The organism is Nocardiopsis yanglingensis (assembly GCF_045809185.1).
Lineage (GTDB): Bacteria > Pseudomonadota > Gammaproteobacteria > Xanthomonadales > Xanthomonadaceae > Stenotrophomonas > Stenotrophomonas yanglingensis.
Map to the genome: position 1 here is coordinate 1 of NZ_JBJNRH010000014.1, position 25,750 is coordinate 25,750.

20 protein-coding genes are annotated in these 25,750 nt (G+C 66.6%); 8 read left to right on the forward strand and 12 right to left on the reverse strand.

Annotation, left to right across the window (positions count from 1 at the left end; genetic code table 11):
* Positions 1–26: 26 nt before the first annotated feature.
* The 6 genes from fabV to queA form a co-directional block, all read right to left on the reverse strand.
* Positions 27–1,286, reverse strand: a complete 1,260-nt coding sequence (fabV, locus tag ACJ7C5_RS16680) for an enoyl-ACP reductase FabV (RefSeq protein ID WP_088025705.1) — start codon at positions 1,284–1,286, stop codon at positions 27–29.
* 679 nt (positions 1,287–1,965) lie between these two features.
* Entirely contained in the window at positions 1,966–2,946 is a 981-nt protein-coding gene (secF, locus tag ACJ7C5_RS16685) for a protein translocase subunit SecF (protein ID WP_014036869.1), read from the reverse strand.
* 15 nt (positions 2,947–2,961) lie between these two features.
* The gene (gene secD, locus ACJ7C5_RS16690) at positions 2,962–4,818 is read right to left on the reverse strand and encodes a protein translocase subunit SecD (protein ID WP_412704529.1); all 1,857 of its coding nucleotides are present in this window, start codon (positions 4,816–4,818) and stop codon (positions 2,962–2,964) included.
* 61 nt (positions 4,819–4,879) lie between these two features.
* Complete coding sequence (yajC, locus tag ACJ7C5_RS16695; RefSeq protein WP_087922285.1) at positions 4,880–5,224, reverse strand: preprotein translocase subunit YajC; 345 nt, start codon at positions 5,222–5,224, stop codon at positions 4,880–4,882.
* Positions 5,225–5,358: 134 nt separating this feature from the next.
* Positions 5,359–6,489 (reverse strand): tRNA guanosine(34) transglycosylase Tgt, encoded by a 1,131-nt coding sequence (gene tgt, locus ACJ7C5_RS16700; RefSeq protein WP_097047897.1) that lies wholly within the window; start codon positions 6,487–6,489, stop codon positions 5,359–5,361.
* Between the two features lie 177 nt (positions 6,490–6,666).
* Positions 6,667–7,734: a tRNA preQ1(34) S-adenosylmethionine ribosyltransferase-isomerase QueA gene (queA, locus tag ACJ7C5_RS16705; RefSeq protein ID WP_412704530.1), complete on the reverse strand. Its 1,068-nt coding sequence runs from the start codon at positions 7,732–7,734 to the stop codon at positions 6,667–6,669.
* A gap of 210 nt (positions 7,735–7,944) precedes the next feature.
* Between queA and ACJ7C5_RS16710 the strand changes: the two genes are divergently transcribed.
* Together ACJ7C5_RS16710 and ACJ7C5_RS16715 are read left to right on the forward strand one after the other, a co-directional pair.
* A complete protein-coding gene (locus tag ACJ7C5_RS16710) occupies positions 7,945–9,441 on the forward strand; it encodes an aminotransferase class III-fold pyridoxal phosphate-dependent enzyme (RefSeq protein ID WP_099588491.1) in 1,497 nt (498 codons plus the stop codon).
* A 190-nt stretch (positions 9,442–9,631) separates the two neighbouring features.
* Complete coding sequence (locus tag ACJ7C5_RS16715) at positions 9,632–10,225, forward strand: LOG family protein (protein WP_049428514.1); 594 nt, start codon at positions 9,632–9,634, stop codon at positions 10,223–10,225.
* Between the two features lie 19 nt (positions 10,226–10,244).
* On the opposite strand, the gene ACJ7C5_RS16720 is transcribed toward ACJ7C5_RS16715, so the two are convergent.
* Positions 10,245–13,088 (reverse strand): bifunctional diguanylate cyclase/phosphodiesterase, encoded by a 2,844-nt coding sequence (locus tag ACJ7C5_RS16720; RefSeq protein ID WP_412704531.1) that lies wholly within the window; start codon positions 13,086–13,088, stop codon positions 10,245–10,247.
* A 142-nt stretch (positions 13,089–13,230) separates the two neighbouring features.
* On the opposite strand from ACJ7C5_RS16720, the gene ACJ7C5_RS16725 reads away from it, so the two are divergent.
* The 5 genes from ACJ7C5_RS16725 (at position 13,231) to ACJ7C5_RS16745 (ending at position 17,522) form a co-directional block, all read left to right on the forward strand.
* Complete coding sequence (locus ACJ7C5_RS16725; protein ID WP_080291766.1) at positions 13,231–13,854, forward strand: RNA polymerase sigma factor; 624 nt, start codon at positions 13,231–13,233, stop codon at positions 13,852–13,854.
* Positions 13,851–14,855, forward strand: coding sequence for a hypothetical protein (locus tag ACJ7C5_RS16730; RefSeq protein WP_412704532.1), 1,005 nt, complete (start codon positions 13,851–13,853; stop codon positions 14,853–14,855). Before ACJ7C5_RS16725 ends, ACJ7C5_RS16730 begins: the two co-directional genes overlap by 4 nt.
* Before the next feature lie 40 nt (positions 14,856–14,895).
* A complete protein-coding gene (locus ACJ7C5_RS16735) occupies positions 14,896–15,492 on the forward strand; it encodes an IMPACT family protein (protein ID WP_093999968.1) in 597 nt (198 codons plus the stop codon).
* Entirely contained in the window at positions 15,485–17,257 is a 1,773-nt protein-coding gene (locus tag ACJ7C5_RS16740; protein ID WP_412704533.1) for an ABC transporter transmembrane domain-containing protein, read from the forward strand. The genes ACJ7C5_RS16735 and ACJ7C5_RS16740 overlap by 8 nt, the downstream gene beginning before the upstream one ends.
* A gap of 70 nt (positions 17,258–17,327) precedes the next feature.
* Positions 17,328–17,522 carry a hypothetical protein gene (locus ACJ7C5_RS16745; protein WP_005409247.1) on the forward strand — a complete coding sequence of 65 codons (195 nt, stop codon included), beginning with the start codon at positions 17,328–17,330 and terminating at the stop codon, positions 17,520–17,522.
* Between the two features lie 225 nt (positions 17,523–17,747).
* Here the strand turns inward: ACJ7C5_RS16745 and ACJ7C5_RS16750 are convergent, their stop codons facing one another.
* The 3 genes from ACJ7C5_RS16750 to ACJ7C5_RS16760 form a co-directional block, all read right to left on the reverse strand.
* Entirely contained in the window at positions 17,748–18,872 is a 1,125-nt protein-coding gene (locus ACJ7C5_RS16750; RefSeq protein WP_412704534.1) for a prephenate dehydrogenase, read from the reverse strand.
* Complete coding sequence (pdxY, locus tag ACJ7C5_RS16755; protein WP_088025695.1) at positions 18,869–19,777, reverse strand: pyridoxal kinase; 909 nt, start codon at positions 19,775–19,777, stop codon at positions 18,869–18,871. Before pdxY ends, ACJ7C5_RS16750 begins: the two co-directional genes overlap by 4 nt.
* 590 nt (positions 19,778–20,367) lie before the next feature.
* Positions 20,368–21,567, reverse strand: coding sequence for an MFS transporter (locus ACJ7C5_RS16760; protein WP_097047888.1), 1,200 nt, complete (start codon positions 21,565–21,567; stop codon positions 20,368–20,370).
* A 72-nt stretch (positions 21,568–21,639) separates the two neighbouring features.
* Between ACJ7C5_RS16760 and ACJ7C5_RS16765 the strand changes: the two genes are divergently transcribed.
* Positions 21,640–22,437, forward strand: coding sequence for an AraC family transcriptional regulator (locus ACJ7C5_RS16765; protein WP_412704535.1), 798 nt, complete (start codon positions 21,640–21,642; stop codon positions 22,435–22,437).
* A 59-nt stretch (positions 22,438–22,496) separates the two neighbouring features.
* Here ACJ7C5_RS16765 and dnaJ read toward each other — a convergent pair whose 3' ends face one another.
* Together dnaJ and dnaK are read right to left on the reverse strand one after the other, a co-directional pair.
* The gene (gene dnaJ, locus ACJ7C5_RS16770) at positions 22,497–23,621 is read right to left on the reverse strand and encodes a molecular chaperone DnaJ (protein ID WP_014036853.1); all 1,125 of its coding nucleotides are present in this window, start codon (positions 23,619–23,621) and stop codon (positions 22,497–22,499) included.
* 154 nt (positions 23,622–23,775) lie between these two features.
* A complete protein-coding gene (gene dnaK / locus ACJ7C5_RS16775) occupies positions 23,776–25,701 on the reverse strand; it encodes a molecular chaperone DnaK (protein WP_032128291.1) in 1,926 nt (641 codons plus the stop codon).
* Positions 25,702–25,750 lie beyond the last annotated feature (49 nt).

Below are 25,750 nucleotides of genomic sequence, written 5' to 3' on the forward strand. Positions count from 1 at the left end.
CCGGCTTTCGCCGGCCTTTTCATTGGTCAGGTCATGTCGACCAGGTTTTCGATCTTCACATCCGGATTGACGTCGGCCTCGTAGTCGACGCCCTCCACACCGAAACCGAACAGGCGCAGGAAGTCGGCCTTGTAGCCGGCCAGGTCGCTGATCTCGTACAGGTTCTCGTTGGTCACCTGCGGCCACAGCGCGACCACCTTGCCCTGCACGTCCGCGGCCATTTCCTTGTAATCGGCACGCAGGCGGCCCTCGTCATCGACCAGCGCGACGGTATGGCCATCGCCATCGACCAGGTCGTGGCGCAGGCGATCGATCGCCACGCCGTCGGCCTTGCCGCCGTAGAGAATGTCGTACAGCACGTCGAGCTGTTCGATGCAGCCTTCGTGCGTGCCCTTTTCCTTCATCACCTTGAACAGCAGCGACAGGTACAGCGGCATGGTCGGAATGGCCGAGCTGGCCTGGGTGACCACGGCCTTCAGTACCGACACGCGTGCATCACCACCGATCTTGGCCAGCTTCTCGCGCAGGCCCAGCACCTTGGTGTCCAGATCCTTCTTGGCGGCGCCGATCGAGCCATTCCAGTAGATCGCCTGGGTGATCTCTTCACCCACGTAGGTGAAGGCGGTGGTGGTGCAGCCATTGGCCAGCACGCCGGCGTCGGCCAGCGCGTCGATCCACATCTGCCAGTCTTCACCGCCCATCACCGCGACGGTACCGGCGATCTCTTCCGGGGTAGCCGGCTGCAGATGGGTCTCGGTCAGCACTTCCTTGTCGGTATCCAGGCCACGCAGCGTGATCGGCTCGCCGATCGGCTTCAGCGTGGAGCTGATGATCTCGCCGGTCTTCGGGTGCTTGCGGCGCGGCGCGGCCAGGCTGTAGACGACCTGATCGACCTGGCCGAGATCGGCCTTGATCATTTCGATGGTCTTCGCCTTCACTTCATCGGAGAAGGCATCGCCGTTGATGCTCTTGGCGTACAGGCCGGCTTCGTCGGCGTACTTGTGGAACGCGGCGGAGTTGTACCAGCCGGCCGTGCCCGGCTTGGTTTCGCTGCCCGGGCGTTCGAAGAAGATGCCCAGGGTTGCGGCGCCACTGCCGAAGGCAGCGGTGATGCGCGCAGCCAGGCCGTAGCCGGTGGAGGCGCCGATCACCAGCACGCGCTTGGGGCCGTTCTGGATCGGCGGGCGCGCGCGGATGTAGTCGATCTGCTGCTTGACCGCGGCTTCGCAGCCGGTCGGGTGGGTGGTGACGCAGATGAAGCCGCGGACGCGCGGTTTGATGACCATGGATACCTCGGGTTGGCAGATGCGGCGCGCGGGGCGCTCAGCAGGAATACGGGCGCGCGCCTGCGCGCGCGAACCGCAGGATCGTAGTGCGCGGGGGAAGATTGCACAACCGACGCTGGCGTAGGGTGGTGTTTCTTTTGCAGGGTTGCACCCTGCACCCGCAGAGGCAACGTCAACGGCAGAAGCTGGGTTCCTGTGGGTTGGCGGGGTGGGCCCGGTTGCGGGGGACGCCGTTAACCCATCCTTGGGGGCTTGGCCGCGGCATCCATGCCGCGGACACCCCCGCAACCGGACCCACCCCGCCTTCGACAGATTTCCGCGATCTGTTGGAACGGCGTGCGGCCCTGGTAGGTGTCGACCTTGGTCGACACGGTTGAATTCATTCGATATCTGACAGATGTGTCGACCAAGGTCGACACCCACCAACAGCCGCAGGAATCTGTCAGAGGTGGGGCGGTGTCGGAGTGCGGGGTGTCAGCCGCATGGATGCGGCTGCCAAGCCTCCAGGGACGGATTCACGGCGTCCCCGCACTCCGACACCGCCCCGCCATCCCACGGAATGCACGCTGTTGCTGTTGCCGGCCAGCGGCCGGCACTACCGCGGGTGCAGGGCTGCAAGCCCTGCACACAAAAAACCCCGCTTGCGCGGGGTTCTCTGTGTGCTGCAGGCAGCAAGTGCTTACGGGCGACGGGCCAGAGCCTCGACGTCTTTCGCCTTCGGCAGCAGGTCCTGCTTGCTGACGCGCAGGAAACCGATCGTCAGCATCGGCACCGCCACCAGGATCGAGGACAGCACCACGATCACCGCACCGATCATGTGCGTCTCGGCCAGGCCTTCCATCGAGCTGCCGCCGTACATGTACAGGGCCAGCGCCGACAGGAAGAACATCACCGCGGTGATCACCGTACGCGACAGCGTCTGGTTGATCGAACGATTCAGCACTTCCATCGAGTCCACGCGCAGGCTGCGGAAGTTCTCGCGGACGCGGTCGAAGACCACGATCAGATCGTTGATCGCAAAGCCCATCACCGACAGCAGGCCGGCCAGCACGGTCAGGTCGAACTCACGGCCCAGCAGGGACACGTAAGCGACCGTCACGATCAGGTCGAACATCGCCACGATGCTGGCGGTGACCGCGAACTTCCATTCGAAGCGCACCGCGATGTAGATCAGGAAGCCGGCCAGCATGAAGATGGTGGCGTACAGGCCATTCATCGCCAGATCCTTGCCGATCTGCGGGCCCACGAACTCGTTGCGGAGCACGGTGGCCTGGTTGTCGGCGGTGGACAGTGCCTTCACCACGGCGGCGGCGGTGGCCTTGTCCTCGTGCGCGGCGTCGCCGGTACCGGCAGCGTGCTCACCATGCGGGGCCAGGCGGATCAGCAGGTCGGTGTTGCCACCGACGCTCTGCACCTGGGCACCCTCAAAGCCGTTCTGCTCGAGCTTGGTACGGACCTGCTCGACGTCCACGGCCTTGTCGAAGCGGGCTTCGATCAGGGTGCCGCCGGTGAAGTCCAGGGCGTAGTTGAAGCCCTTGACGCCGATGATGGCGACCGAGGCCAGGAACACGATGACCGTGACGACCATCGCGACATGGCGCCAGCGCATGAAGTCGATCTTGGTATCGTTCGGGAGGATGTGCAGCGGAAACAGTTTCATGTGCGTGTCGTCCCGTCAGATGGCCACGTTCTGGAGCTTCTTGCGGCGGCCGTAGATCAGCGTCGCCAGCGCACGCGACACGGTGATCGCGGTGAACATGGAGGCGAAAATACCGATGATCATGGTCAGCGCGAAGCCCTTCAGCGGACCGGTACCGAATGCGAACAGCGCCACACCGACGATCAGGCCGGTCAGGTTGGCGTCGAGGATGGTGCCGGAAGCACGCTCGTAACCGGTCACGATCGCGGTCTTGCCCGGCACCCCGGCACGCAGCTCTTCACGGATACGCTCGTTGATCAGCACGTTGGCGTCCACCGACAGACCGACCGACAACGCCAGGCCGGCGAAGCCCGGCAGGGTCATGGTCGCGCCGAACAGCGACATCACCGCCACCACGATCAGCAGGTTGAACAGCATCGCGATCGAGGTGATCACGCCGAACATGCGGTAGTAGACGCTGAAGAACACCAGGGTGAACAGGAACGCGAACACCACCGCGCGCATACCGTTCTTGACGTTCTCGGCACCCAGGCTCGGGCCGACCACGCGCTCTTCGACGAAGTCCATCGGCGCGGCCAGCGAGCCCGACTTCAGCAGCTTGGCCAGGTCCTCGGCTTCCTTCTTCTGCAGGCCGGTGGTCTGGAAGTTCTTGCCGAACACGCCGTTGATGTTGGCCACCGAGATCACTTCCTCGTTGACCTTGAAGCCACGCACTTCCTGGCCGTCGACGACGGTCACGGTCGGCACGCGCTCGGTGTAGACCACCGCCATCGGCTTGTTCACGTTGGCGCTGGTGAAGTCGAACATGCGCTGGCCGCCGACGTTGTTCAGCGTCACGCTGACCGCCGGAGAACCGCTGTTCGAATCGGTCACCGCCTGCGCACCGACCATCTGGTCGCCGGTCACGATCACGCGCTTGTTCAGCAGGATCGGACCACGACCATCACGCTGTTGGTAGACCTTGGCTTCCGGCGGGATGCGGCCGGAGGTGATCGCGTCCTGCGCGTTGCCTTCGACCACCGCACGGTATTCCAGGGTGGCGGTGGCGCCGATCATGCGCTTGGCTTCGGCGGTGTCCTGCACGCCCGGCAGCTGCACGACCACGCGGTCGGCACCCTGGCGCTGGATGATCGGCTCGGCCACGCCGAGCTGGTTCACACGGTTACGCAGCGTGTTGATGTTCTGCTCGATGGCACCGTTGGCAATCTGAGCGATCTCGGCATCCGGTACGGTGACCGTGATGCGGTTGCCGCTGACGTCGTAGCCGAGGGTCGGCTGCGCCTTGACCAGCGCGGCACGGGCGCGCTGCGCAGCATCGTCACCCGCTGACGGGCTCAGGTTGGCCACGATGCTGTTGTCAGCGCGTCGTTCCACCGACTGGTAAGGAATGCGCGCGTCACGCAGGGTGCTGCGCACGTCTTCGGTATAGGCGTCCAGACGCTTGTCCAGAGCCGCCTTCTGGTCAACCTGAAGCACGAAGTGCACGCCGCCCTGCAGGTCCAGGCCCAGCACCATCGGGCGACCGCCGAGGTTGGCCAGCCAGTCCGGCACGGTCGAGGCCAGGTTCAGGGCCACGGTGTAGTTCTCACCGACGGTGTCACGCAGGGCGTCGCTGGCAGCGGACTGCGCCTTCAGGTCCGGCAGGCGGACGATCAGGCTTTCCCCTTCCTTCTCGGCGCCGACGGTAGCCACGCCGGCCTTCTTCAGGTCGGCCAGCACACGGTCGCGCAGCGCATCGTCGATCTGCCCGCCACGGTTGGCGGTGATCTGGATGGCCGGGTCCTTCTGGTAGATGTTGGGCAGCGCGTACAGCGCGCTGAGCGCCAGTACGATCAGGATGACGACGTACTTCCAGCGTGGAAATTCGAGCATTGCTTGGGTCCCGCGCGGCGCCATCCCCGGCGCCGCGGTTGTGCATCGGAAAGGGAGTGGCTTACTTGGCCGAATCCAGGGTACCGGTCGGCAGCACGCTGCCCACAGCGCCCTTCTGCACGCGGATGCGCACGTTCTCGGCCACTTCGATGGTGATGAAGTTGTCGCCGATGTCGGTGACCTTGCCGGCGATGCCGCCGTTGGTCAGCACTTCGTCGCCACGCTTGATCTTCTCCAGCATGGCCTTGTGCTCCTTCTGCCGCTTCATCTGCGGGCGGATCATCAGGAAGTACATGATGGCGATCAGGATGATCGGGAACAGCAGCGTGGTCAGGCCCATGCCCTGCGGTTGGCCGCCGGCGGCCTGGGCGTGGGCGGCGGGAATCAGGAAGGCAAGCAGGTTCATCGTTGGTCCTTTGGTTGGGCGGCGCTCCGGCCCTTTCACGGGCACGGGGTGTCGACCGCGGATCTGGGTCAGCCTTGAAGTATGCCACGGCCCCGGGCGTTCGTCCTTGGGCCGTTTGGCAGGGGGCACTCGGGTTACAGGGGGGGAGCTACCGCCCCGCGTGCCGCGTAGAAAGACTCACGGAAGGCCAGGAAGGTTCCCGCCTCGATCGCCGCGCGGATGTCGGCCATGAGCTTTTCGTAATAGAACAGGTTGTGCAGGGTGCCCAACATCGGCGCCAGCATCTCGTTGCAGCGGTCCAGGTGGCGCAGGTAGGACCGGGTGTAGCCGCCGGTGCAGGCCACGCAGCCGCAGCCCGGCTCGATCGGGTCCATGTCGCGCGCGTACTGGGAATTGCGGATGCGGACGGTGCCGAACGAGGTGAAATAGTGGCCGTTGCGGGCGTTGCGGGTCGGCATCACGCAGTCGAACATGTCCACGCCACGTGCGACACCTTCGACCAGGTCTTCCGGCCGGCCCACACCCATCAGGTAGCGCGGACGGTCGCCCGGCAGTTCCGGGTCCAGGTGGTCGAGCATGGCGTTGCGCTCGTGCTCCGGCTCGCCCACGGCCAGGCCGCCGATGGCATAGCCGTCGAAACCGATCGCCTGCAGGGCATCGGCCGAGCGGCTGCGCAGGTCGGTGTGCACGCCGCCCTGGACGATGCCGAACAGGGCCGCGTCGTTGCCCAGCTCGTCATGCGCGTTGCGACTGCGCTGGGCCCAGCGCAGGCTCAGTTCCATCGAACGACGGGCCACGTCCTCGGTGGCGGGGTACGGCGTGCACTCGTCGAAGATCATCACCACGTCCGAGTCGAGCACCTTCTGGATCTTCATGCTCTCTTCCGGGCCCAGGAACACGCGGGCACCGTCGGTGGGCGAGGCGAAGGTCACGCCCTGCTCGGTGATCTTGCGGCGGTGGGCCAGCGAGAACACCTGGAAGCCGCCCGAGTCGGTCAGGATCGGGCCATCCCAGCGGCAGAAGCCGTGCAGGCCGCCGTGGTCGGCGATGATGTCCAGGCCCGGCCGCAGGTACAGGTGGAAGGTATTGCCGAGGATGATCTCGGCGCCCAGCGCACGCACCTGGTCCGGCAGGATGCCCTTGACCGAGCCATAGGTCCCCACCGGCATGAAGGCCGGCGTTTCCACCGTGCCGCGCGGGAAGGTCAGGCGGCCACGGCGGGCACGGCCGTCGCGGGTCTGGAGCTGGAACTGCAATCGGGACATGGAGCGGTCATTCGGGCAAATAGTCGCTCATTGTCTCCCAAAACCGGGTCGACCGCCCATTCAGGCCTGAACGGCACGGCAGTAGAGCCACGCCATGCGTGGCTTTCCTGGCCTCCAGACACCGGCAAGTGCGCACCAACGGTGCGCACCCACCACAAGCAGGCAGAGGTCAGCGCCCTACCCCGCCTGCGGGAACAGCAGCATCGCGTCGCCGTAGCTGAAGAAGCGGTAGCGCTGGTCGATCGCGTGCTGGTAGGCCTCGAATACCCGTTCTTTGCCGGCGAACGCGGAAATCATCATCAGCAGGGTGCTTTCCGGCAGGTGGAAATTGGTCACCATCGCGTCGACGCTGCGGATGCGGTAGCCCGGGGTGATGAAGATCTGCGTCTCGCCGGCGAACGGCAGCAGTTCACCATCGCGCATCGCGCTTTCCAGTGCGCGCACCACGGTGGTACCGACGCCGATCACGCGGCCGCCGGCGGCGCGCGTGCGCCGCACCTGCTGCACCAGTTCGGCACCCACGTTCAGCCACTCGCGGTGCATCACGTGGTCCTTCAGGTCATCGGCACGCACCGGCTGGAAGGTGCCCGCACCCACGTGCAGGGTGACGTGGCCAAAGTCCACGCCCTTGTCCTTCAGCGCGGCCAGCAGCGGTTCGTCGAAATGCAGGCCGGCGGTCGGTGCCGCCACCGCGCCCACTTCGCGCGCGAACACGGTCTGGTAGCGCTCACGGTCGTCAACACCCGGCTCGCGCTGGATGTAGGGCGGTAGCGGCAGGCGGCCGGCATGCAGCAGCCACTGCTCCAGCGATTCCGGCACATGGAACTGCAGCACATAGAACTCGCCATCGCGGCCCAGCACCTCGGCTTCGCCACCGGCATCCAGCGCAATGCGGCTGCCGGCCTTGGGCGACTTGCTGGCCCCCACCTGCGCGCGAGCCTGCTGGCCACCGAGCAGGCGCTCGATCAGGATCTCGACGCGGCCGCCACTGGCCTTCTGCCCGAACAGGCGCGCCGGGATCACCCGGGTGTCGTTGAACACCAGCAGATCGCCCGGCTGCAGCAGCGACGGCAGGTCACGCACCTGCAGGTCGGTGAAGGCATCCGGCGCCGGCGGCACCAGCAGCAGGCGGCTTGCGGAACGTTCGGCCAGGGGCGCCTGCGCGATCAGTTCAGCCGGCAGGTCGTAGTTGAAATCGGACTTCTTCAAGGCAGTGGGCGGCAACAGGTCGACAATGGCGCGCATTGTACGTCCAGCGTCTGCGAGCCGGCGCGCTTCGCGGCGAACGTCGCGCAAAATGCTGCTATGCAGCAGGTTTCTGCGGGGTTATCGCGCAAAAAAACAAGTGCTAGCATCGAGTTGGAAGTCCGCTGCACGAGCCTGCCCCAAGCGCGCGTGATGACGCGCGTTTTGCTTTTGAAGACCCGTGCGACCCATTGTTTCAGGAGATCTGCAATGAGCTTCATCGAACGCCTCGCCCCCCTGCGCAACCAGCCCGGCACCCGCCTCACCTCCGGCCTGGACGATGCCACCCTGACCGCCCTGTCCGCCAACCACCCGCAGCTGATCGCCGCGGTGGACGCCGCCGCCGAGGAATTCGCGCGCGTGCAGGCCGACCTGGGGCCGCTGCTGGCGCAGGACGAACAGGCGCAGATCGACGCGATGCAGGACGGTTTCGTCAATTTCTACGCCGATGACGCGGTGACCCCATACGTGGCACTGGCCGCGCGCGGCCCGTGGGTGGTCACCCTGAAGGGCGCCGTGCTGTACGACGCCGGCGGCTACGGCATGCTCGGCTTCGGGCACACCCCCGACGCCGTGCTGGAGGCGATGGCCCGCCCGCAGGTGATGGCCAACATCATGACCCCCAGCCTGTCGCAGCAGCGCTTCATCACCGCCCTGCGCGCCGAGATCGGCCACCGCCGTGGCGGCTGCCCGTTCGCCCGTTTCATGTGCCTGAATTCCGGTTCCGAAGCGGTCGGTCTGGCCGCGCGCATCGCCGACGTCAACGCCAAGCTGCAGACCGACCCCGGCGCGCGCCACGCCGGCGCTGCGATCAAGCGCGTGGTGGTCAAGGGCAGCTTCCACGGCCGTACCGACCGCCCCGCCCTGTATTCCGATTCCAGCCGCAAGAGCTACATGCAGCACCTGGCCAGCTACCGTGGCGAGGATTCGGTGATCACCGTGGCGCCGTACGACGAAGCCGGCCTGCGCAAGGTGTTCGAGGACGCCGCACGCAACCAGTGGTTCATCGAGGCGGTGTTCCTGGAACCGGTGATGGGCGAAGGCGACCCGGGCCGTTCGGTGCCGCCGTCGTTCTATGCGGTGGCCCGCGAACTGACCCGTGCGCATGGCAGCCTGCTGCTGCTCGACTCGATCCAGGCCGGCCTGCGTGCGCATGGCGTGCTCTCGGTGGTCGATTACCCGGGCTTCGAAGGCCTGGACCCGCCGGACATGGAAACCTATTCCAAGGCGCTCAACGCCGCGCAGTACCCGCTGTCGGTGCTGGCGGTGACCGAGCATGCCGCGCAGCTGTACCGCAAGGGCATCTACGGCAACACCATGACCAGCAACCCGCGCGCGCTGGACGTGGCCTGCGCCACCCTGGCCCAGCTGACCCCGCAGGTACGCGCCAACATCGCCGAACGTGGTGCCGAGGCCGTGCGCAAGCTGGAGCAGCTCAAGAGCGAGCTGGGCGGCCTGATCACCAAGGTGCAGGGCACCGGCCTGCTGTTCTCGTGCGAGCTGGCCCCGCAGTTCAAGTGCTACGGCGCCAACTCCACCGAAGAATGGCTGCGCCAGCACGGCATCAACGTGATCCACGGCGGCGAGAATTCGCTGCGCTTCACCCCGCACTTCGGCATGGACAGCGAGGAGCTGGATCTGCTGGTCGGCATGGTGGGCCGTGCCCTGCGTGAAGGCCCGCGCCGCGAGCAGGCTGCGGCGGCGTAAGCGCCGTTCTTTGTTGAGTCGAGCTTGCTCGACTCAGCCGTAGCCGCGATCTGAACGAAGCGCAGCCGAGCATGGCTCGGCTCTACAGAAGGCCTCTCAAGGCCTCATAATCCTTGGACACCCCGTCCCCTGACCGCCTTGCGGTCGGCGACGGGGCGTTTTCGTTTCCGGCCAAGAGACAGGAAGATCCATGAAATCGATCTGTGTGTACTGTGGTTCCAACGCTGGCAGCAAGCCGGCCTATACCGAGCGCGCCATTGCACTGGGCGACCGCATCGCCCGTGACGGTCTGCGCCTGGTGTACGGCGGCGGCAACGTCGGCCTGATGGGAACCGTGGCCAATGCCGTGCTCGCCGCCGGCGGCGAGGTGACCGGCGTGATTCCGCGCCAGCTGGCCGACTGGGAAGTGGCCCATCGCGGCCTGACTGAACTGGAAATCGTTGGTTCGATGCATGAGCGCAAGTCGCGCATGTTCGACCTCGCCGACGGCTTCGTCACCCTGCCCGGCGGCTTCGGCACCATGGAAGAGATCTTCGAGATGCTGACCTGGCGCCAGCTTGGCATCGGCAACAAGCCGTGCGCCTTCCTCGACGTGGAAGGATTCTATGCCCCGCTGATCGGCATGATCGACCGCATGGTGGAAGAGCGCTTCCTGCACCCGGACCAGCGCCAGGACCTGTGGTACGGCTCGGACATCGAAGAGATGCTGGAGTGGATGAAGAACTACCAGCCGGCGCAGGCCTCGAAGTGGATAGACGAAAAGCGTCGCGCCGCCCTGCGCTGATGCTTTCCTGCGCGGCGGCTCAGACCGCCGCGCAGCTCCACGGTGCGGGCCGCCCCAGCAGATAGCCCTGGCCGTAGTCGCAGCCGAGTTCGCGCAGCGTCTGCTGCTGCGCCTCGGTTTCGATGCCCTCACCGATGGTCTCGATGCCCAGCGTACGCGCCAACGACAGCACGCCCTCGACCAGCGCACGCGTGCTCTGCACTTCCGGCCCATGCAGGCCAGCGATGAAGCTCTGGTCGATCTTCAGCGTGCTGATCGGGAAGCGGTGCAGGTAGGACAGCGCCGAGAAGCCGGTACCGAAATCGTCCAGCTGCACCTGGATGCCACGTTCGCGCAGGCCCTGCAGGATGCGCAGGGTGTGCGGGCCATCATCGAGCAGCGCCACCTCGGTTATTTCCAGGCGCAGCCGCTGCGGATCGGCGCCGTACTCGTCCAGCAGGCCGAACAGTCGGCCGCTGAACTCCGCGGAGCGGAAATGACGCGGCGATACGTTCACCGATACATAGCTGCGCCCGCCTTCGGCCAGGCCGGCGATGACCTGTTCGTAGATCAGCCAGTCAACCTGTTCGATCAGGCCGCTTTCCTCGCCCAGTTCCAGGAACGCGCCCGGCAGCAGCAGGCCACGGCGCTCGTGCTGCCAGCGCAGCAACGCCTCGTGCCCCACTACCTCGCCATCGGACAGACGCACGATCGGCTGGTAGAACGGCACGAAGTCGTGGTTGTTGATCGCACGCCGCAGATCGGCTTCCAGATCAAGGCTGCGCATGGCCTGCTCGCGCATGTCCTCGTCGAAGATCGCGCAACGATCATGACCCTGTGCCTTGGCACGATACATCGCCGCATCGGCGTCGCGCAGCAGCTCCTCACCGGTCCGGTAGCGCGGGTTCCACAAGGCGATGCCAAGGCTGCCGGACGGGAACAGCTCGCGCCCGGCGATCCACATCGATTCCTGCAGGGCCAACAGCAGCCGCTGGCCGAAGTCCAACGCCTGCGCCAGGCCCTGCGGGCACTGCAGCAACACGGCGAACTCATCGCCGCCCAGGCGTGCCACCACGTCCTCGGTGCCGGCCATCGAGACGATGCGTTTGGCCACCTCCACCAGCATGCGGTCGCCCGCAGCGTGGCCAATGCTGTCGTTGACCAGCTTGAAGCGGTCCAGGTCGAGGAACAACACGGCGAACACCGGGCCGCCCTCACGCTTGGCCAGCGCAAGCGCATCCTGCAGGCGATCCAGCAGATGCAGGCGGTTGGGCAGGCCGGTCAGTGCATCGTGCATGGCCTGGTGGGTCAGGCGCTGTTCGGCACGCAGGCGCTCGCCGATCTGGCCGAGCAGTTTCTCGTTCACCTCGGCCAGTTCGCGGGTGCGCTCCTCAACGCGCTTCTCCAACTCGGCGTGCGCCGAACGCAGGCGCTGCTGGTCGCGCTGTCGGGCCAGCCCGGTGCCGATGTTCTGCGCAACGAAGGTCAACAGGCGCTGGTCGTGCACGCTGAAGATGCTGCTCTCGCTGTAGCTCTGCACCACGATCGCGCCAACCACTTCGTCGTCGCGCAGCAGCGGCACGCCCAGCCAGCAATGCGAGCGCGCACCGGATTCACGCACTTCGCCGCTGGCCAGCAGCGCGTCGATCTGCCCGCGCGAGGCCAGCAGCGGGCGCCGGTTGCGAACCACATATTCGGTCAGGCCCCGGCTGAACGGTCGCGGCGCACGACTGGCGTTGTGCTCGTCCACCGAGTAGACGAAATCCAGGCCGTTGCCGGCCGCGTTGACCAGCGCGATGTAGAAGTTGCGCGCGTCGAGCAGACGCCCAACCACGCCATGCACCTGCCCATAGAACTGGGCCAGGCTGTCGGCCGACATCGCCATCTCGGCAATGTTGTAGAGCGCGGTCTGCAGCTGTTCGGCGCGACGTCGCTCGGTTACTTCGTCCTGCAGGCTGTGGTTGGCGCGTCGCAGTTCCTGGGTGCGCCGTTCCACCTGCTGTTCCAGCCGCACCTGCGCCTGGCGCCGGTCCATCGCGGTCTGCACGTGCTGGGCAACGAATCCCAGCAGGGCCCGCTCGGCTTCGCCATAGCGCGCGGCATGTTCATAACTCTGCACCACGATGGCACCGCAGACGCGACCATCGCGCAGCATCGGCACGCCCAGCCAATCGAGACTTTCCGGACCGCGCTGCGGGTCATGTTCCTGATCGACCACCCGCGCCAGCAGCTCGCGCGACGGACCGCTGAGCGGCCGGCCATGGCGTAACAGCGCCACGGTCAGGCTGCGCGGCATTTCGCTGGCGGCGTAGCTCTGCGACGGATCGGCAACGAAGTCATCCACCTGATCGGCGAAGTACAGGAAGCGGATCTGGTCGCGCACGTCGTCGTACTCGACGATGTAGCAGTTTTCCGCATACATCAGTGTGCCCAGCACGCCATGCACGTGGCGCAGCATCTCGCCCATCTCCAGGTCGGCACCGGCCAGGTCTGCGATCTGGAACAGCGCCTGCTGCAGCCGCTCGGCCTCTTCCAATGCCTTGATCTGCCCAGCCTGGCGGCCACGCTGCAGGGCCAGCTCCATCGCCTGCCGGGCCAGCCCCCACCAGGCCGACGAAGGCGCCGCCCCGGCTACCGACAACAGCAACCGCGCTCCGTCGTATTCCCAGCCATGCTGACCCTCGCCGATTCCCGGCTCCACGGCCACCTGGCCGGCACCCACTGGCGGCGGCCAGCCACCCTGGCCATGGCCCAGCTGCGGATCGTCCCAGCCAACGCGGACCACGGCCGAATCCGGCAACAGCGCATGCAACGCGCGCACCAGCGCCGTGCTCAGCACGGCCTCGTGTGGTGGCTCTTCCGCCGGTTCAGCATGCGTGGACAAATGACAATCTCTTGGCGCCGTCAGTGCGTCGCCTCCCCTGAGCCGCCGAGCATAGCGCGCCACCCGGGGGGCAATGGAAGCCCGTAAACCCCGAATCGTGCGCCCGTACGTTTTTCCTGCTGACCGTAGCCCCTTCCGAGCCATGACCCTCGCCCTGCCCGCCCTCGCCACCGGCTATGCGCCATCGCCTGCAGGCCTTACCCTGTACGCCGTGGAAGCCAGCGCACTGCCAACCGATGAAGCCTTGATGCTGGCCTGGGCCGGTGGCGACCTGCGCGCGTTCGAAAGCCTGTATGCGCGCCATCGCAAGCGCCTGTTCGGCTTCCTGCTGCGGCAACTGCGCGACAACGCGCTGGCCGAGGAGATCTTCCAGGACGTCTGGCAGCGGGTGATCAGCGCCCGTGCTGGGTGGCAACCGGACGCGGCGTTCAGCACCTGGCTGTTCCGCATCGCCCACAACCGCCTGAACGACCATTGGCGCGCCGCCCGCCACCGGCCGGCTGCCCCGGCCGATGCCGATCTGCGCCTGGCCGCGATCGAGGATGGACAGACCCCGGAAGGTGAGCTTTCCGAATTCGAACAACGTCGCCGCATCCAGCTGGCGATGGAACAACTGCCGCCCGAGCAGCGCGAAGTGCTGCAGCTGCGGCTGGATCAGGAACTGAGCCTGGAGGAGATCGGCCAGATCACCGGCGTAGGCCGGGAAACCGTGAAATCGCGGCTGCGCTATGCGATGGACAAGCTGCGTGCGGGATTGAACGCATGAACCGAGACGAACCGCTGACGCCGGAAGAACGCGAGCTGGCCCGGCTGCTCGGCCGTCGCGCCGAACAGGCACCGCCCGCCGCACTGGACGCCGCCATCCTGGCCGCGGCCCGCGCTGCCGTGGACGCTCCGGCTGCCGATGCGGTCGCCTCTCCCGAGGCGCCACGTACGCAGCGCACACGCCCGCGTTGGCCGGCGGTGTTCGGCATCGCCGCCTCGATGGTGTTCGCCATTGGCATCGCCTGGCAGCTGCGCCCGGAACCGCCACCGGTCCCGGCCGGTGAGGCCGCTGTTGCGGCGGCACCGGCTGCGGCAGAAGACGTCGCGGCTGCCGATCAGGCCGCTGGGCGCAGTGCAGCCGACAGTGCGGTGGCGGCTGCGGAACCGGCCGCTGCGCCCGCAGCACCCGAGGCAGCCCCGGTTGCCGCTCCGCCGGCACCGGCCATCGCGCGCGCGCCCAGGCCTGCGCCCGCCGAGACCGCTCAAGCGCCGGCCCAGGCTGCACGATCGATGGCTGCGGATGCGGCCGCCGACACCTCCTTTGCGGCCCTCCCGCCCGCCCCGGCCGCAGCGCCGGCAGCAGCACCCCCTGCGCCTCCGGCTCCCACCGCCTACTCGGCACCCGCGCCGCTGATGGCGCCGGTTGTCGCCAGTGGTTCGCTGAAGGCGCGCTCGGCAGGCTCGCCAGAGCCAAACAGTGTGCAGGCCGAACAGGCCGCGGCATTGGACCGGGTAGAAATCACCTCGTTGAAGCGCGAGGCGACCCGCCGTTCGGCGCCCGGTGTCATGCAGCGCAGCAGCGATGCGGGCCTGAGCGCGGATGCGGTGCAGGCCGAAGTGAGCGCCGACGCGCGCCTGCCGCGCCGGCAGTGGCTGGAAAAGATCCGCGAACGCCGCGATGAAGGCCAGCGCGACCTCGCCCGCGCCAGCCTGGAACGCTACATCCAGCAGTACCCGGAATCGCGCCTGCCGCGCGACCTGCGCCCGCTGCTGGACGACTGAGTGCCACGGAAATCGGGAGCAACACCGTAGAATGGTGGGAATGCCCGATACCCTCGCCCAGCCGGTCAGCCATACGCTGGAAGTCAAGCACAGCCGTTTCATCGCCCATGCCGCGCCGATCGACGGGGGTGCAGCGGCGATGGCGTTCCTGCAGCAGGTTGCGGTGGCCGATGCCACGCACAACTGCTGGGCGTACCGGCACGGGCAGGATTACCGCTCCAGCGACGATGGCGAGCCGGCGGGTACCGCCGGGCGACCGATCCTGGCTGCCATTGATGGCCAGGGCTTCGACCGGGTGATGGTGGTGGTGACGCGCTGGTTCGGCGGCATCAAGCTCGGCGCCGGTGGACTGGTGCGCGCCTATGGCGGCGCTGCAGCCGAGTGTCTGCGTACCGCGCCACGCCTGCCGCTGATCGCCATGTCTCGCCTACAGCTGCTGGCTGGCTTCGAGGACCTGGGCACCCTGCATGCCGCCCTGCCCGCCTTCGGGGCCGGGAAGCGCGATGAACAGTTCGATGCCAATGGCGTGTGCCTGCGGGTCGAATTGCCTGCCGATCAGGTCGATGCATTGAAAATCCGCCTGCGCGACGCCACCCGTGACCGTATCCGCATAGAAGACGACAATCAGGATGACTGACAAGGACGACGCCCCCGCTTCGACCCCGCCGCTGCGGCGCCTCGGCAGCCTGCGCACGCTGTGGCCGTTCGTGCGCCGTCACAGCGGCCTGTTCACCGCCTGGCTGCTGGCCCTGGCGGTGTCTTCGGCCGCCACGCTGAGCCTGCCCCCGGCGGTGAAGCAGATGATCGATCACGGTTTCAGCAGTGGCGGCCAGATCAACCGCGCCTTCGCCCTGCTGATGCTGGTGGCAGTGGTGATGGCGCTGGGCACCGCCGCGCGCTTCTACTTCGTATCGCTGCTGGGTGAAAAGGTCGTCGCCGACCTGCGCAGCCAGCTGTATGCCCACCTGATCCAGCTGGGCGCCGGCTTCCACGACCGCAGCCGCAGCGGAGAGCTGGTCTCTCGCCTGACCGCGGACACCGAACTGCTGCGCAGCGTGGTCGGCTCGACCATGTCCGTAGCATTGCGCAGCACGGTCACTGTCATCGGCAGCCTGGCGATGCTGTTCGTCACCAGCCCGCGGCTGGCCGCATGGTCGCTGCTCGGCATTCCGCTGGCGGTGCTGCCGATCATCATCGGCGCGCGCAAGCTGCGCACGGTCGCACGCAACAGTCAGGACCGCATCGCCGACGCCAACAGCCTGGCCAGTGAAACCCTGGGTGCGGTACGCACGGTGCAGGCACATGCACGCGAGCCATACGAACGTGGCCGTTTCGACCAGGCGCTGGGTGATGCAATCGGCGCCGCTCGCCGCCGCATCGGTGCACAGTCGCTGGTCACCGCCAGCGCCATCCTGCTGGTGTTCGGCGCCATTGTCGGTGTGCTGTGGCTGGGCGCGCACGACGTCATCGACGGCCGCCTCAGCGCCGGTACGCTGGGACAGTTCGTGCTGTATGCATTGATCGGCGGCGGCTCGGTGGGCGCTCTGGCCGAAGTATGGAACGAGCTGCAGCGCGCGGCCGGTGGCATGGGCCGCATCGGCGAACTGCTGCAGGAAGACATCGAGATCCGCGCGCCGGCCCAGCCGCACGCGCTGCCGCAACCGTTGCGCGGTGAGATCCAGTTCAACGACGTGGTGTTCCACTACCCGCAACGTCCGGACCAGGCCGCGCTGGACCACTTCAACCTGCATGTGCGCCCGGGCGAGACCGTGGCGCTGGTGGGTCCGTCGGGGGCGGGCAAGAGCACGGTGCTTTCGATGCTGCTGCGCTTCCATGATCCAGCCAGCGGCCGCATCGACGTGGACGGCATCGACGTGCGCCAGGTCGACCCGGCCGAGCTGCGTGCGCAGCTGGCGCTGGTGCCGCAGCAGCCGACGCTGTTCGCTGCCAGCGCCCGCGACAACATCCGCTATGGCCGCCTGCAGGCCAGCGACGCCGAAGTCGAGGATGCCGCGCGTGCCGCCGAGGCCGATGCCTTCCTGCGCGCGTTGCCGCAGGGCTATGACAGTGAGCTGGGCGAGCGCGGTGCCCGCCTGTCCGGTGGCCAGCAGCAGCGTGTGGCGATTGCCCGTGCGCTGCTGAAGGATGCGCCAATCCTGCTGCTGGACGAAGCGACCAGCGCGCTGGACGCGCAGAGCGAGCACAGCGTGCAGCAAGCGCTGGAGCGGCTGATGGCGGGCCGCACCACACTGGTCATTGCCCACCGCCTGGCCACCGTGCTCAAGGCCGACCGCATCGTGGTGATGGACCAGGGCCGCATCGTCGCCGAGGGCACGCACGCGCAGCTGCTGGCCGAAGGCGGGCTGTACGCTGAACTTGCGCGCCTGCAGTTCATCGATTGATGACGTCCGGCTAACATCGGCGCGGCCAAGCTGGCCGCGCAACAGTCGCATCCGCTGAAGGAGGTGCACGATGTCGTTCCGTCAGTTTCCCGCCGTCGACAGCAACGGCGAAAGCCACATCATCATCGAGTTCAAGCCCGAGGCGAATGGCAGCGGGCACCATTCCGAAGCCACGCCGCGCTATGAGCTGGATGACGGGCGGCCGCTGGTGCGCGATGGCCGCGAGTTCACCACCAGTGGCGGTGAGCTGCGACTGACGATTTGAGGTTCGCCGGGCATGGCCCGGCGCTACCGGATTTCGTGCCGCCCCGCTCTGGTAGGTGTCGACCTTGGTCGACACGCTTTTGCCAAGGGCCGTCGAGCATGGCTCGACGCTACAAAAGGCGTGATCAATTTTTGGCCAGACATCTTGACAGCCTTTGCTGCCAAGGCCTGAGCGAGGTTATCCACACCTTTGCTCAGAAACCATCCACACCGCCTGTGGATGAATTCAGCCCAGCACCCGCCCGATGCCACTGGCGTCCACCTGGGCCGCCGCCAGCGCGATCACCACCGGGTCGCTGCCGGCCACGAATCCGATACGGAAATGCACCTCGCCCCCAGGCGTGCGTGAGGAATGGATCGATGCCAGGCTGATGCGGTGCTGCTCGAACACGTTCAGCAGCTCACGCAATGAGCCCGGTCGGTCTTCCGGCAAATGCACCGACAGCGCGTTGCGCTCGGTCAGGTCCGCCAACAGGTAACCCACGCGTTCGAAGGTGTAGTTGCCGTCAGCCAGTGCCTGCTCGCCGAAGGCACTGCGATTGGCCAACAACAGCTGTTCACGGAATGCACCGCGTGCACAGTCGTCGCCCTGCCCGACCTGCGCCTGCAGAGTCTGCAGCTGGCCGATCAACCGCTCCAGCATCGGCGCTACGTACGGGTTGCCGAACTGGATGTCTTCGTAGATCGCCGGGTTGAGCGACAGGATGCGCGAGATGATCGCGGTATCCAGCTCGAACGACGCCGAGCGGTACGGCATCATCGCGGCCAGATCACCCAGCTGCGGCTGGTACTGGCGCAGCACGCCGGCCTGGGCCAGGTGGGTGGCATGCACCATCGCCTGTACCAGCGCCATCATCTGGTCATGATGCTGCGGCGTGGCGCGCACGCACTCGGCCTGCAGTGCCGCGCACAACGCGTCGACCCACGGCTGCCAGTATTGCAGGCGCGCTTCGCAGACCACCATCACCCGGCCCTTCAGGGTCGGCGCCTTGGGTGGCGCGGTCATCGGGTGCAACCCGACCACTTCGGCCTGCGAGGCCAACATCGCCTGCACCGGCGCATCCTTCACCGAGGTCACATCCAGCCACAGCCGGTCCTGCTCGCGGCCGGCCGACTGCTGGACGTACTGTGCGATCAACGCCGGCGTGTGCCGGATCGGTGCCGAGAACACCAGCACATCGGCCTGCGCCAGCAGCTGTTCCGGCGTGTGCGAGTCCGGATCAGCCGGATCATGCCCAATCACCTGCAGCTGCATGTGCTGCTGGAAGAAACGGCTCAGCCAGCGCCCATAGGCGCCGGCACTACCGACGATACCGACCGTGCGCGGCGTACGTTCAAGCAGGCCGCTCATGCCACGCGTTCGGCGCGGAAGCGCGTGCCTTCGGCCAGCGCGGCAGGCGCCGCCGCGATCACGTCGAACTCTTCGAAGCCGTTGTCCAGGGTCGCCTCCAGCGCCGCATGGGTGCCGGCAATCGCACGCGAGATCGCCTGCTGCATCGATTCGCCGCGCAACAGGAACGACACCACCAGTGACATCAGCACGTCACCGGTGCCTGCCACGTCCACCGGCAGCAGGGGCGAGGTCCAGCGCCAGGTTTCCTCGCGGCCAACGGCCAGGGTCACCAGTTCACCCGGATTGCCGCCCACGCTGTGCGCGATCACCCAGTGCGGACCGCGGTCCAGCAGCGTGCGTGCGGCAGCGATGGCATCGGCCTCGGCGAGCGCCGGCATGCCGGTCAGGCGATTCAGTTCAAAAGCGTTCGGCGTCACCAGCCAGGCATGCGGCAACAGGCGCTCGGCGAAGATCGCTTCCAGTCCCGGTTCCACGTAGGGGCCGGTGTGGGTATCACCAATCACCGGATCCAGGCAGTAACGCAGCTGCGGGCAGACGGGCAGGATCTCGTCCAGCCAGTCTGCGAAGGCCGCACCGTTGGCGGTGCTGCCGAAGTAGCCGGAGACGAGCATCTTCGCCCGCTGCGGCAGGCCGCGCTCGTGCGTGCCCAGCAGCAGATCGGCGAACCAGTCGGCGGGCAACACCCGACCGCGCGTGGTGTCGTAGAACGGCGCATTGCTGAGCAGCACGGTCGGGATTTCCGCAACGCGCACGCCGAGGGCGCGCATCGGCGGTACGGCGGCGCTGTTGCCGGCGTGGCCGTAGACCAGTTGCGACTGGACCGAGATGACATCGATCGGCGACGGGCCGTCGGGCCGCTGGCGGCGGCCGTGGACCAGGTGGTTATCAAGGGATTCGCTCATGCCCGCATTCTACGCCCAAGGGGGTTTTCGGCAGGGCTTGCAGCCCTGCACCTGCTCAATGCAACGGCAACCGCAACGGCCGAAGCCAAAGCGGCATTCCGTGGGGTGGCGGGGCGGTGTCGGAGTGCGGGGACGCCGCAAGTACGTCCTTGTAGGCTTGGCAGCGGCATCCATGCCGCTGACACCCCGCAATCCGACACCGCCCCACCTTCGACAGGTTCACACGGCTGTTGGTAACTGCGGCTGTTGTTCCGCGCGGCTGTTGGTAGGTGTCGACCTTGGTCGACACATCTGTCAGACATCGAATGAGTCATCCACGCATGGCGTGGATCTACCGTGTCGACCAAGGTCGACACCTACCAGAGCAGTAAGCCGTTCCGGCAGATCACGGAAAACTGTCGAAGGCGGGGTGGGTCCGGTTGAGGGGGCGTGAGCGCCATGGATGGCGCGACCGAGGCTACAGGGACGTATTTACGCCGTCCCCCTCAACCGGACCCACCCCGCCAACCCACGGAAAGCCAGCTTTTGAATTTGACGTTGCCGTGGCTTGCAGCAGGTGCAGGGCTGCAAGCCCTGCAAACCAAAACCCCTCAGTGAGCAGCAGGCCGCGACGGTGGCAGCCACGCCGCCACGATGCCGAGCAGCGGCAGGAACGCGGTCAGCTGGTAGACGTACTCAATGCTGGTCTTGTCCGCCAGCAGGCCGAGCACCGCAGCACCCAGTCCACCCATGCCGAAGGCGAAGCCGAAGAACAGGCCGGACACCATACCGATGCGGTGCGGCATCATTTCCTGCGCGTACACCACGATCGCCGAGAATGCCGACGACAACACGAAACCGATCAGCACCGCCAGCACCGTGGTCCAGAACAGATCGGCATGCGGCAGCATCAACGCAAACGGGGCCACGCCCAGGATCGAGGTCCAGATGATCGGCTTGCGGCCGATGCGGTCACCCAGCGGGCCGCCGAGGAAGCCACCGGCTGCGGACGCCACCAGGAACGCGAACAGATGCAGCTGGGCCTGTGCCACCGGAATGCCGAAATGGTGAATCAGGTAGAAGGTGAAGTAGCTGCCGATGCTGGCCATGTAGAAGTACTTGCTGAAGATCAGCACCAGCAGGATCGCCAGCACCTTGGCCACGGTGCGCGGCGGATGCCGCGGCGCCATCGCAGCCGTGCTGACCGGTCGTGGCGTGCCCAGATGCAACGCGTACCAGCGGCCGACATAGGTCAGCAGAGCGATGCCGATCAGGGCGGCGCCGGCAAACCACGATGCGGCATGCTGGCCATACGGCACGATCACCGCCGCTGCAATCAGCGGGCCCAGCGCGGTACCGAAGTTGCCGCCGACCTGGAACACCGACTGCGCGAAGCCATGGCGACCGCCCGAGGCCAGCCGCGCGATGCGCGAGGCTTCCGGGTGGAAGATGGCCGAACCAATGCCGACCATCGCCGCCGCCATCAGCACCACCGCGTAGTTCGGTGCGAAGCCCAGCAGGAGCATGCCGCACAGGGTCGAGGCCATGCCGATCGGCAGCGAGTACGGCGCCGGGCGGCGGTCGGTGGCCATGCCGATCAACGGCTGGAAGATCGAGGCGGTGAGCTGGTAGGTCAGCGTGATCAGGCCGATCTGGGTGAAGCTGAGGTTGAAGCCGCCCTTGATCACCGGATAGATCGCCAGGATCAGCGACTGCATCATGTCGTTGACGACATGCGAGGTGGAGATGGCGGCCAGCACGCCGGGGGCCACCGGGCGTGAGGTCGTTGCAGGAGAAGCCAGGGTCGACATGGACACAGTCAGGTTGGGGGCGAGCCACGCATGCTACGGTTGCCTTCCCTTCCCTTCTGCCGCGTTCTGGTCATGGCCTATCGCAAAAAGGACATTGCCGGCGACGTCGACCCGGCTGCGCCATGGCGCGATGTACCGCTGCACCGCCCGGTCACCTACCGGGTTACCCAATACCCGGCCGGTACCCATATCGCGGGGCACAAGCACCAGCGCCACCAGCTGGTCTACGCCATCTCCGGGCTGATGGTGGTGCGCTCGGAAGTGGGGCGCTGGGTGGTGCCCTCCACCCGTGCAATCTGGATGCCAGCGGGCATGGTGCACGCGGTGGACTGCATTGCCGCCGTGCACATGCGCAGCCTGTACATCGATCCATCATTCGCACCGCAACTGCCGGCCGAACCGTTCGCGGTACAGGTGGCACCACTGCTGCGCGAACTGCTGCAGGCAGCCACCCTGATCAAAGGCGAGCACATCGAAGACAGCCGCGATGGCCGCGTGGTGCGCCTTCTGCTGGACGAGCTGCACCGCATGGACGTGCTGCCGCTGCACCTGCCCTCGCCCACCGACCCGCGCCTGCAGCGGATCTGCCAGCACCTGCAGAAGCACCCCGGCGATGACGCCACGCTGCAGGACTGGGCGCAGGCACTGGAGGTGGACGTGAAAACCATCCAGCGCCATTTCGCCGGCGAGCTTGGCATGACCTTCGGCCAGTGGCGGCAGCAGGCACGGTTGCTGGCGGCATTGGAGCGGCTGGCGGTCGGTGACAAGGTCATCGATGTCGCGCTGTCGATGGGCTACGACAGCCCCAGCGCATTCACCAGCATGTTCAAGCGGCAGCTGGGGCAGACACCAGCGGCGTTTTTCCGCTGACCGCAAACGAAAACGCCGGGCATCGCCCGGCGCTGCCGTTCAACGTTTGCGTTGAAAACTCAGGACGTCATCCGGTCCCAGAAGCCCTTCACGCCATCCATGAAGGTGGCCGACTTCGGCGAATGCTTGCGCGCTTCCTCACCGACGAAGGTGGCTTCGAACTGCTCCAGCAGCTTGCGCTGCTCGTTGGTGAGGTTGACCGGGGTCTCCACCACCACACGACAGTACAGGTCACCTTCGCTGCGGCTGCGCACCGAACGTACGCCCTTGCCGCGCAGGCGGAACAGCTTGCCGGTCTGGGTCTCGGCCGGGATGCGGATCTCCGCCTCGCCGCCCAGGGTGGCCACGCGGACGGTGTCGCCCAGTGCCGCCTGCGAGATGCGGATCGGCACTTCGCAGTGCAGGTCGTCGCCATCGCGCTGGAAGATCGCATGCTCGCGCACGCGCACTTCCACGTACAGGTCACCCGGCGGCGTGCCGGCCGGACCGGCCTCGCCCTCGCCCTGCAGGCGGATGCGGTCGCCGGTGTCGACGCCGGCCGGCACCTTCACCGACAGCACCTTGTCTTCCTCGACACGGCCGTTGCCGTGGCAGGTCTTGCAGGGCTTGGCGATGATCTGGCCACGGCCGCCGCAGTTGTGGCAGGCCTGCTGCATGGCGAAGATGCCGCGCTGGATGCGCACCTGGCCACGGCCATGGCACACGTTGCAGGTCTCGACCTTGCCGTCTTCGGAGCCACTGCCATCGCAGTCGCCGCACTCGGCCAGGGTCGGAATCTCGATGCGGCGCTCGACGCCGCGCACGGCCTCTTCCAGGTCCAGTTCCATCACGTAGCCGATGTCGGCGCCGCGACGGGCCTGGCGCGGACCACCGCCGCCACCGCCAAAAATGTTGCCGAAGATATCGCCGAATATATCGTTCATGTCCGGGCCGCCCGGGCCGCCACCGCCCATGCCGTGCTCGAAGGCGGCGTGGCCGTGGCTGTCGTACATGCGGCGCTTGTTGCCGTCGGACAGCACTTCGTAGGCTTCCTTGCACTCCTTGAAGGAGGCTTCGGCCGCCGCATCACCCGGGTTGCGGTCCGGGTGGAACTTCATCGCGCAGCGACGGTAGGCCTTCTTCAGCTCGTCGTCGGTGGCGGTGCGGGCAACGCCCAGCACTTCGTAGTAATCGCGCTTGCTCATATCGTGAATCGGGTTCCGGAAAGTCGGGATTCGTCAAAGCGGAAGAGCGGAACCAGGTCCGCTCTTGCGTCGGGCGCCCCGACACGCCGGTGGGCGGTCAGGACCCTGATGCGACAACGGGACGCTGATGGCCAGCGTCCCGTGTCGGTCCGGATCAGGACTTCTTGTCGTCCTTGACTTCGGTGAACTCGGCGTCCACCACGTCATCCTGCGGCTTGCCCGCATTGCCAGCGTCGGCACCCGGGGCGGCACCGCCCTGGTCGGCCGAAGCAGCGGCGAACAGCGACTGGCCGGCTTCTTCCAGTGCCTTCGACTTGGCTTCGATCTGTGCCTTGTCGTCACCCTTCATCGCGGTTTCCAGGTCGGCCAGCGCCGCCTCGACCTTGCCGATGACATCGCCGCCGACCTTGCTGCCGTGCTCGGTGATGGCGCTTCGGGTGCCGTGGATCAGGGCGTCGGCCTGGTTGCGGGCCTGCACCAGTTCCTGGAACTTCTTGTCTTCTTCGCGGTTGGCTTCCGCGTCGGCGACCATGCGCGCGATCTCTTCCTCGGACAGGCCCGAACCGGCCTTGATCTCGACCTTCTGTTCCTTGTTGGTCTTCTTGTCCTTGGCCGACACGTGCAGGATGCCGTTGGCGTCGATGTCGAAGGACACTTCCACCTGCGGCAGGCCACGCGGGGCCGGCTCGATGCCGGACAGGTCGAACTTGGCCAGCGACTTGTTGAAGCGGGCCTGTTCGCGCTCACCCTGCAGCACGTGCACGGTCACGGCCGACTGGTTGTCCTCGGCGGTGGAGAACACCTGCGAGGCCTTGGTCGGGATGGTGGTGTTCTTCTCGATGATCTTGGTGAACACGCCGCCCATGGTTTCGATGCCCAGCGACAGCGGGGTCACGTCCAGCAGCAGCACGTCCTTGACGTCGCCGCCCAGCACGCCGCCCTGGATCGCAGCACCCAGTGCCACGGCTTCGTCCGGGTTGACGTCCTTGCGCGGTTCCTTGCCGAAGAACTCGGTCACCGCCTGCTGCACCTTCGGCATGCGGGTCTGGCCGCCGACCAGGATCACTTCGCTGATGTCGCTCGAACGCAGGCCGGCATCGTTCAGGGCGACGCGGCACGGCTCGATCGACTTCTTGATCAGGTCTTCCACCAGCGCTTCCAGCTTGGCGCGGGTCAGCTTGATGTTCAGGTGCTTCGGGCCCGAGGCGTCAGCAGTGACGTACGGCAGGTTCACTTCGGTCTGCTGGGCGCTGGACAGCTCGATCTTGGCACGCTCGGCAGCATCCTTCAGGCGCTGCAGGGCCAACGGATCCTTGCGCAGGTCGATGCCCTGGTCCTTGTTGAACTCTTCAACCAGGTACTCGATGACGCGGTTGTCGAAGTCTTCGCCGCCCAGGAAGGTGTCGCCGTTGGTGGCCAGCACTTCGAACTGCTTCTCGCCGTCGACGTTGGCGATCTCGATCACCGAGACGTCGAAGGTGCCGCCGCCGAGGTCGTACACCACGATCTTGCGATCCTTGTTGTCGCCCTTGTCCAGGCCATAGGCCAGCGCGGCCGCGGTCGGCTCGTTGATGATGCGCTTGACGTCCAGGCCGGCGATGCGGCCGGCGTCCTTGGTCGCCTGGCGCTGGCTGTCGTTGAAGTAGGCCGGCACGGTGATGACCGCTTCGGTGACCTTCTCACCGAGGAAGTCCTCGGCGGTCTTCTTCATCTTCTCCAGCACCTTGGCCGAGATTTCCTGCGGGGCCATCTTCTTGCCGTCGCTGGTCGACACCCAGGCGTCGCCATTGTCATGGGCCAGGATGCCGTACGGGACGTGGGCGATGTCCTTCTGCACTTCGGCGTCGGTGAACTTGCGGCCGATCAGGCGCTTCACCGCGTAGAAGGTGTTCTTCGGGTTGGTGACGGCCTGGCGCTTGGCCGAGGCGCCCACCAGGACTTCGCCGTCCTTGGTGTAGGCGACGATCGACGGGGTGGTGCGATCGCCTTCCGAATTCTCGATGACGCGGGCCTTGCCGCCGTCCATGATCGCCACGCACGAGTTGGTGGTGCCGAGGTCGATACCAATGATCTTGCCCATGGGGGAGACTCCTGAGGATGCTTGTTGGGGTCAGTCCGGCCGTTCGGCC

What these genes read in the sequence shown, in the direction of transcription:
- fabV (WP_088025705.1), bottom strand. Translation starts at nt 1,286, where the DNA reads ATGGTCATCAAACCGCGCGTCCGCGGCTTCATCTGCGTCACCACCCAC.
- secF (WP_014036869.1), bottom strand. Translation starts at nt 2,946, where the DNA reads ATGAAACTGTTTCCGCTGCACATCCTCCCGAACGATACCAAGATCGAC.
- secD (WP_412704529.1), bottom strand. Translation starts at nt 4,818, where the DNA reads ATGCTCGAATTTCCACGCTGGAAGTACGTCGTCATCCTGATCGTACTG.
- yajC (WP_087922285.1), bottom strand. Translation starts at nt 5,224, where the DNA reads ATGAACCTGCTTGCCTTCCTGATTCCCGCCGCCCACGCCCAGGCCGCC.
- tgt (WP_097047897.1), bottom strand. Translation starts at nt 6,489, where the DNA reads ATGTCCCGATTGCAGTTCCAGCTCCAGACCCGCGACGGCCGTGCCCGC.
- queA (WP_412704530.1), bottom strand. Translation starts at nt 7,734, where the DNA reads ATGCGCGCCATTGTCGACCTGTTGCCGCCCACTGCCTTGAAGAAGTCC.
- ACJ7C5_RS16710 (WP_099588491.1), top strand. Translation starts at nt 7,945, where the DNA reads ATGAGCTTCATCGAACGCCTCGCCCCCCTGCGCAACCAGCCCGGCACC.
- ACJ7C5_RS16715 (WP_049428514.1), top strand. Translation starts at nt 9,632, where the DNA reads ATGAAATCGATCTGTGTGTACTGTGGTTCCAACGCTGGCAGCAAGCCG.
- ACJ7C5_RS16725 (WP_080291766.1), top strand. Translation starts at nt 13,231, where the DNA reads ATGACCCTCGCCCTGCCCGCCCTCGCCACCGGCTATGCGCCATCGCCT.
- ACJ7C5_RS16730 (WP_412704532.1), top strand. Translation starts at nt 13,851, where the DNA reads ATGAACCGAGACGAACCGCTGACGCCGGAAGAACGCGAGCTGGCCCGG.
- ACJ7C5_RS16735 (WP_093999968.1), top strand. Translation starts at nt 14,896, where the DNA reads ATGCCCGATACCCTCGCCCAGCCGGTCAGCCATACGCTGGAAGTCAAG.
- ACJ7C5_RS16740 (WP_412704533.1), top strand. Translation starts at nt 15,485, where the DNA reads ATGACTGACAAGGACGACGCCCCCGCTTCGACCCCGCCGCTGCGGCGC.
- ACJ7C5_RS16745 (WP_005409247.1), top strand. Translation starts at nt 17,328, where the DNA reads ATGTCGTTCCGTCAGTTTCCCGCCGTCGACAGCAACGGCGAAAGCCAC.
- ACJ7C5_RS16750 (WP_412704534.1), bottom strand. Translation starts at nt 18,872, where the DNA reads ATGAGCGGCCTGCTTGAACGTACGCCGCGCACGGTCGGTATCGTCGGT.
- pdxY (WP_088025695.1), bottom strand. Translation starts at nt 19,777, where the DNA reads ATGAGCGAATCCCTTGATAACCACCTGGTCCACGGCCGCCGCCAGCGG.
- ACJ7C5_RS16760 (WP_097047888.1), bottom strand. Translation starts at nt 21,567, where the DNA reads ATGTCGACCCTGGCTTCTCCTGCAACGACCTCACGCCCGGTGGCCCCC.
- ACJ7C5_RS16765 (WP_412704535.1), top strand. Translation starts at nt 21,640, where the DNA reads ATGGCCTATCGCAAAAAGGACATTGCCGGCGACGTCGACCCGGCTGCG.
- dnaJ (WP_014036853.1), bottom strand. Translation starts at nt 23,621, where the DNA reads ATGAGCAAGCGCGATTACTACGAAGTGCTGGGCGTTGCCCGCACCGCC.
- dnaK (WP_032128291.1), bottom strand. Translation starts at nt 25,701, where the DNA reads ATGGGCAAGATCATTGGTATCGACCTCGGCACCACCAACTCGTGCGTG.